This is a genomic window from Magnetococcales bacterium (assembly GCA_015232395.1).
Classification (GTDB): Bacteria; Pseudomonadota; Magnetococcia; order Magnetococcales; family JADFZT01; genus JADFZT01.
Genome location: JADFZT010000056.1, coordinates 26,506 through 33,409, shown reverse-complemented (window position 1 = coordinate 33,409; position 6,904 = coordinate 26,506). Strand labels below are relative to the sequence as shown.

Here is a 6,904-nt window from a genome sequence, read left to right as displayed (position 1 = left end):
ACAATGTTGCCTTTGTGGTTTGGAGCAAGGGGTATGATGGGGTGGGAAATCTCGGCCTCACACCGGAAGAGGTGACCGGTCCAATATCATGGTTGATCGAGGCAAGAGGCCAGCCCCGCTACAACCCTCCATATTCAACACACATGGTAGAAGCCCTACTGAATCTTGAAAACCTCCATTTTCCGATAGAGCGTACTCCGGCTGATACCCAATAGCTTTGCCGCCAGATTTTTTTTCCAATGGGTCGTTTCCAACGCCCGCAAAATGGTATCCCGCTCTGGATCGGAGGATTGCACCACGGGAGGCAGGGCATCCCCACAGGGCATCTTACCTTTGAGAAACTCCTTGGGCAGGTGCTTGATCTTGATCACCGCCCGTCGGCAGGTGACAAAGGCGTGCTCAATGACATTTTCCAACTCCCGGACATTTCCGGGCCAAGGGTGGGTCATGCACACTTCCAGCACGCTATCAGCCACCCCACTGATGTTGCTTTGATATTTGGTGTTAAACTTACGCAGGAAATGATTGATCAGCAGGGGAATATCATCCCGACGCTGCCGCAAAGGGGGAATGGCCACCTCCACCACGTTCAGACGATAAAAAAGATCCTCCCGAAAAGCCCCTTCCTTAATCCGCTTGCGCAGATCCCGATTGGTGGCCGCCACGATGCGCACATCCACCTTGACTGTTCTGGAGGAGCCCACCGGCTCAAACTCCCGCTCCTGTAGGGTGCGCAAAAGCCGGGTCTGCATGTGCAGGGAAATTTCACCGATTTCATCCAAAAAGAGCGTTCCCCCATCCGCCAGCTTGAAACGCCCGATCCGATCCCGCACCGCCCCGGTGAAGGCCCCTTTGACGTGGCCAAACAGCTCACTCTCCAGCAGGGTTTCCGAAAGAGCCGAACAGTTGACCCGCACCAGTGGCCGATGGCTGCGCTGACCCTGAAAGTGCAGCGCTTCAGCCACAAGCTCCTTACCGGTACCGCTCTCACCGGTTACCAGCACGGTGGTAGCGACGTTGGCCAGGTTTTCCACCTGGGCATAAATCTCCCCCATCACCGGACTGCCGCCGATCAATCGGTGAAAACGTCCAGCCGCCTGTCGGGAGGCGGTCAGATTAGCCAGACGGGTGCCTTCGGCAAAGAGCAGTACCACCCCTTGGAAGGGTTGGCCTCTGCCGCCGATGGGAATGGCTGCCAAGCCCATCTTCAACGCCTCGTTGCCACTATTGCGGCAGCTCAAGTCGATCAGCTCTTCCCCCACCCCCGTGTGGGCGATTCGATTCAAAACCGTCCGGAGTTTTTCCTGGCACTCCTCCCGGTCTCCGGCAAATACGCGACCCATCGCCAGTGGTCCCAAAAAGGTAAGCTCCCGGGCAGCCAGATTCATCCCCCGGACCCGCCATTGGGTATCCAGAATCACCACCCCCTCCTCGACCCGTCCCAAAAGGAGGTTGACGATTTTTTCCCCTACGGCGGTATCCTGCAAAAAATCCCCGGACTCCAACGCTACGCCTACCGCTGAGGTTGGCATCTTCGACATCGGTTATTCTCCAAAATGAACAGACCCTCAGAGCGCCTGTGAGGGCGGTCCAGATCATTCCAAACCCAATGATTGGGCGTTCGTTTATAAGATAACAGATTGAAATGTCACAATAATCCTATCAAGTACTGTGATCCGCCAGACAACATCTGCCAGTATTGGATGGCTCTCCCAACCTGACTTTCCCGGAGCAAACCCTTCCCCCTCCTGACAGAGACCTTTTTGTGAGACAGATTGTTCCATGAAACAAACTGTCCGGACAAACTGTTTCATCCGCTAAAACAAACCAAGAGAGCCGATCCGGTTTGTTCCCCTCCAGCCCTCCTCAACCCAGGCTTAATGGGCATTTCAAAAAAATTCAGGGAAAGAGTTGAATAGGCACGGAAGATGCTTATTTAGAAGGTAAGAATATTATAAACAGCTGATAACGGGGAGGTCCAGATTCAAGCCCCGGAATCAACACCAAGGAGGACACGCCATGAAAGCCACCCATCTCAAAGTGCTCGCCACCATGCTCACCATCGCAGGTGTTGCGATTTACATGACCCCCAGCCAAACCGTTGCCGAAGCCACTGGGGAAAAACTCACCGTTGCGGCTATGAATGGCGACATCAAACAAGTTGATGCCCTCCTGGAATCCGGCGCTCAAGTCAATGCCCGGGGTCGGGTGGGCTGGACACCGTTGCTGTGGGCCGCAGAAGAGGGACAAGCTGCGGTGATGGATCGATTGATCGCAGCGGGTGCCGATATCAACGCCCAGGATCCCTACGGCTTCACCCCCCTGATGCTGGCCGCCCAGTGGGGCCGGAGTGATCAGGTGACCACCCTGATCGAAAATGGCGCCAACGTCCGCGCCACCACCCAAAGTGGCCAGGATGCGGTGATGCTGGCCGCCCGCTACAACTATCCCGAGGTGGTCAAAAAACTGATCGATAACGGTGCCGCCACCGACCTGATGGATAAGAAGGGCGAAACCGCACTGATTCATGCCGCCAAGCGTGGCTTCGGTGAAGTGGTCGCGGTCCTCCTCGAGCAAGGGGCTGATCCCAACCATCAAAACCGCGAAGGCTACACCCCCCTCATGCGGGCAGCCCAAGGTGGCCATCTGGATATCGTCGCCAACCTGCTCGACAGCGGTGCCAAGGTGGACTACCGCCACGTCTGCGGCTGCACAGCACTCCTGCTGGCCGCTGAGAATGGCTACACCAATGTGGTACAGTCCATCCTGAACCACGGGGCCGATCCCAACGAGACCAACGAAGACGGCACTACCGCCCTGATGTTTGCCGCCCGCAACGACCATCATGAGATCTTCAAAATGCTGGTAAGCCGGGGAGCGGACCTGGATCGTCAAGATCAAGAGGGCAAGACCGCCCGGGATTATGTTGATCCCAGCCGGGTGGGCCATGACATCTGATCTGAGCACGACTCCATGAACCCGCAAAGCGAGTGGAACCGTGGCTAAACGACTGACACTGGATACAAGAAGCGCGATGAAAGGCGCCATCCACAATGAACGCCAGGCTTACAGCAGCTCTGGTCCTGGGCCTCCTCTTCTGGGGAGGCCCTTCATGGGCCAATGAGTCCCCTCACCCATCCGATCAATGTTTACGCTGTCACGCCATGGAGACCCTGGCCCACCGGGACCGGGAAACCGGTCGCCTGGTGGACCTCTCCGTGGACCCCAAAAAAATGGCTGCCTCCAACCACGGCCAACTTGAGTGCCTTGACTGCCACGGCAGCGGTTTCAAGCAGATTCCCCACGGCTCTCAAGCAAAGCTCGAATCTCTCCACTGTCTGGAGTGCCACGACGCCAACCAAAACTTTGATCGCCAGCAGTTCGAAGCGATCGAGCGGTCGTTCAATCGCAGCGTGCACGCCCAACGCCAACCGGAAAATTTCGACTGCTTTTCCTGTCACGATCCCCACGCCTTTCAACGGGCGGAACGGATCGAAAAGATATCCAACATCGTCGCCGACCACAACAGGGTCTGCCTCTCCTGTCACGGTGCAGGTACGATCGACAAACCCCACGTAGCCCAGGTCAACTTTACCGACCTGGCCGATCTGGATGTCGCCCACAGCTGGCTGCCCAATAGAGAACATCACTGGCGATCAGTCCGTTGCGTGGAGTGCCATACCACCCATCGCAGTGACGCTTCCCATATGATCCTCACGGCAGACCGGGCGGAAAAAAATTGTGTCGCCTGCCACACCAAGGATTCCCTCCTCCTGACCAAGCTCTACCAGCATCGGGTCAGCCAGGAACGGCAAAAGGCGGGGTTCATCAACAGCATCGTGATGAACGAATCCTACATCATCGGCATGACCCGCCACCGCTTTTTGGATGGGGCGGGAATTGCGGCCTTGGCGCTCACCCTGCTGGGAGTGATGGGTCACGGTATCGGACGCTGGCTTGCTGCCAGGAGGCGGAAACAATGAACACACACATTCAACTCTATCCGGTTTGGATCCGCATCTGGCACTGGACCAATGCGCTGCTTTTCCTGGCCCTCACCTTTTCAGGGATGTCCATGCGGTTTGCCGGTAGCGGCGCCATTCCCTGGATTCCCTTCAACACCGCCCGGCTGCTCCACAACAGCTGCGGCATACTGCTCGCTGTGGGTTATGTGGCTTGGTTTGTGGGCAACATTCTTTCCGGCAACTGGCGGCATTATGTTCCGGAGTTGAAGGGGCTCATAGGACGCCTGATCGAACAGACCCGTTTTTATGCTGTCGGCATCTTTCAGGACGCCCACCATCCGTTTCCGGCAACCGCCCGCTCCAAGTTCAACCCCTTGCAGCAGCTGACCTATCTGGGGGTGATGTTCGTGGCGATGCCGGTCTTGATCGTGACGGGTATTTTGTTCTTCTTCCCGGAATATGCCCCGGAGAGCTTTCTTGGATTCGACGGGCTTTGGCCCCTGGCGATTCTGCACTACATCACCGGTCTTTTTCTCATGATTTTTCTGATCGGTCACATCTATCTGGCTACTGCCGGTGAAACGGTCATCGGCGAGTTTAAAAAAATGGTGTTTGGTTCCACCATTCAACCCGAGGAGAAGTAGGATGAACAGGCCCAATTTCAGCCGTACCAAATGGGGGAAAACGGTTATCGCCGCCTCAACGGTCACGTTTTTGGGAGTGATATTCGCCTACTGGGGTTACCCTCTCTTCTTCGAAAGCTATACCGGCGTGGTCAATCGTCCCCTTACCTATGACTCCAGTGAGGTTCTTTCTGAAGCTGAGTTCGAGGCCCTGGCCGAATCCCTGACCCATCAACATCGCCGGGAGCAGGCACTCAAGATTACCGATAGCGAGACCGACCCCTTTGCCCGGCGGGTGAAGGTGGAGATGCTGATGAAGACCCGTTCGTTCATATCAGCCTCCCCCTATCCCCACATTGACTATTTCCGCAAAGCTGGAATCCGTCAATACAAGGGGCCGGAAACCTGTCTGCAATGCCATGAAACCATGGAAGTGGCCGGTCCGGATGGCAAGGTCAAAACAGTCAATACCCTGGACGATATCATCGAAAGCGTTCACTTCAAGTTTCAACAAACCGCCTCCGGCTTTTCCACCTACGGCTATGATGGCCGCGAGGTAAATGCTCCCGGCACCCGCCCCATTCCGGTGGGCAAGATCGACCGCGCCTGTGGTGTTCCCGGCTCCTTCTCCTGGACCGGCTGGGCGGATCTGGTCAAAACCAAGCCCCACCATCTGGGGGGTGAAGAGATTGAACTGCGCAGCGAAGGGTGTGGTCAGTGCCACATCGGCGGCGGCTACCACCCGGCGACTGAAAAAATGATGCCGATGGGAGATGTCCCGAAAGAGGTCAAAAATGGCGTCGATTGCCTCATCTGCCATGCACCGGACTATGACATGAACTATCGCTACGTCATCGAGGATGAAGGGGGCATGCGCTGGAATCAGGATCGGACCCTGAAAACCGCCCTCACCGTGGGTCAGCCCAACAATCGAACCTGTTTGAGCTGCCATCAGCATAACATGGGCGGGGATCTGGAAAAGGATCTGCCGGAAGGCTCAGCACCGGACAATTTGGGCTACAAACATCCGCGTCTGCTGCACCCGGGCTCCAAGCGGGGTAACTCCATCACCGCCGACAACGATGTCCACGCAGCTGCTGGCCTCACCTGCACCGATTGTCACATCCCCACCGGACATAAGATTCCCCGGGGGACCAAAGGAGTGGACCTGGTGGCCAACGACATTCCCGGGCAAGAGGTGGCGTGCGAAAATTGCCACACTGCAGCCCCCCATGTGAAGGCTGAAAACCGGGCGATTCTGAACGGCCATATCGACCGCCTGGCGTGCGAAACCTGCCACATCACCCATCTGCGGGATGATAACGTGGTGCTGAGGGATTGGGTCCACCCGGTGTGGAACGAAGAGGAAGGGGCTTATACCTTTGTCGATGTCTACCAATCGGGTGAGGTGAACAAGGGATTCAAGTTTCTCTGGTTCAACGGCAACGGCACCTTCCTGGCCAACGCCCTGGGCAACAATCCCCTGGGTGGTGACAGATACGACCCGCTGATGAACCAGATGGTGAAGATCGACGATCCCGAAGCCTTGGCTGAAATCCGCGCGGCGGCGGTGAAGCTCAAAGAGCACTATCCGGAGCTGGATGTGGATCAATATGTCAAAGAGGCCACCGATCCGCTGTCGGCCCTCACGCCGGAAATGTTGGCCAAACGCAAACAGATGATCCAGGACAACATTCGCCCCTTGATGGATCAGGGCAAGTCCAGGATCTATCCCTTCAAGATCTTCAACGCCATCATGTTTGAGGATATGTCCAACCAGGGGGCCTTCGGAGCGATGATTCTGCCCTTCGACTATCCCACCTACTATGAGACGGGAGACCCCAAGGCATCGATGAAAGAGGCGATCCAGAACCCCATCGTCAAGCGGATGTACGAGGCCCCCTTCAAGGCCTACATGATGGATGAATTCATGAACTACTTTGGCGTGGATGAGTGGTCCAACGAATATCCCATCAAAGAGGACGGTACTCTGCAAAACATCGAGACCCACTGGATGCGACAGATGGGTACCCTGATGATCAACCACGGCATTGAAAAGGATGGCAGGCAGTGTGAAGAGTGCCACTCTGCCGATGGTATCCTCGACTTTGAGGCCCTGGGCTATCCCGAAGAGCGGATCCAGGATCTGCAAAACCTCAGAGAGCTGGGTGGAGATGTCAAGTAATGATTCACCTTGATTAACCGGGAGTCATCCCGCAACCCAACCTCCTTTGGCCCTCTTGGAATAACGTCTCATCCAGGGGGGCCTTTTTTTTGAGAAGATACATCAAGCAGATCATCAGATTATAAATGGAT

General features: G+C 56.1%; 5 protein-coding genes. 4 read left to right on the top strand and 1 reads right to left on the bottom strand.

From position 1 onward, the window contains the following. Positions 1-155: 155 nt before the first annotated feature. Positions 156-1,541 carry a sigma 54-interacting transcriptional regulator gene (locus HQL52_14505; protein MBF0370660.1) on the bottom strand — a complete coding sequence of 462 codons (1,386 nt, stop codon included), beginning with the start codon at positions 1,539-1,541 and terminating at the stop codon, positions 156-158. A gap of 478 nt (positions 1,542-2,019) precedes the next feature. Here HQL52_14505 and HQL52_14500 point away from each other — a divergent pair, with 478 nt between their 5' ends. The 4 genes from HQL52_14500 (at position 2,020) to HQL52_14485 (ending at position 6,773) form a co-directional block, all read left to right on the top strand. Continuing rightward, entirely contained in the window at positions 2,020-2,958 is a 939-nt protein-coding gene (locus HQL52_14500; protein MBF0370659.1) for an ankyrin repeat domain-containing protein, read from the top strand. Positions 2,959-3,053: 95 nt separating this feature from the next. Beyond that, entirely contained in the window at positions 3,054-3,983 is a 930-nt protein-coding gene (locus HQL52_14495) for a cytochrome c3 family protein (GenBank protein MBF0370658.1), read from the top strand. Then, on the top strand, positions 3,980-4,609 hold the full coding sequence (locus tag HQL52_14490; GenBank protein MBF0370657.1) for a cytochrome b/b6 domain-containing protein: 630 nt from the start codon (positions 3,980-3,982) through the stop codon (positions 4,607-4,609). The genes HQL52_14495 and HQL52_14490 overlap by 4 nt, the downstream gene beginning before the upstream one ends. A 1-nt stretch (position 4,610) precedes the next feature. Beyond that, on the top strand, positions 4,611-6,773 hold the full coding sequence (locus tag HQL52_14485; protein ID MBF0370656.1) for a cytochrome c3 family protein: 2,163 nt from the start codon (positions 4,611-4,613) through the stop codon (positions 6,771-6,773). The last annotated feature ends 131 nt before the right edge of the window (positions 6,774-6,904 follow it).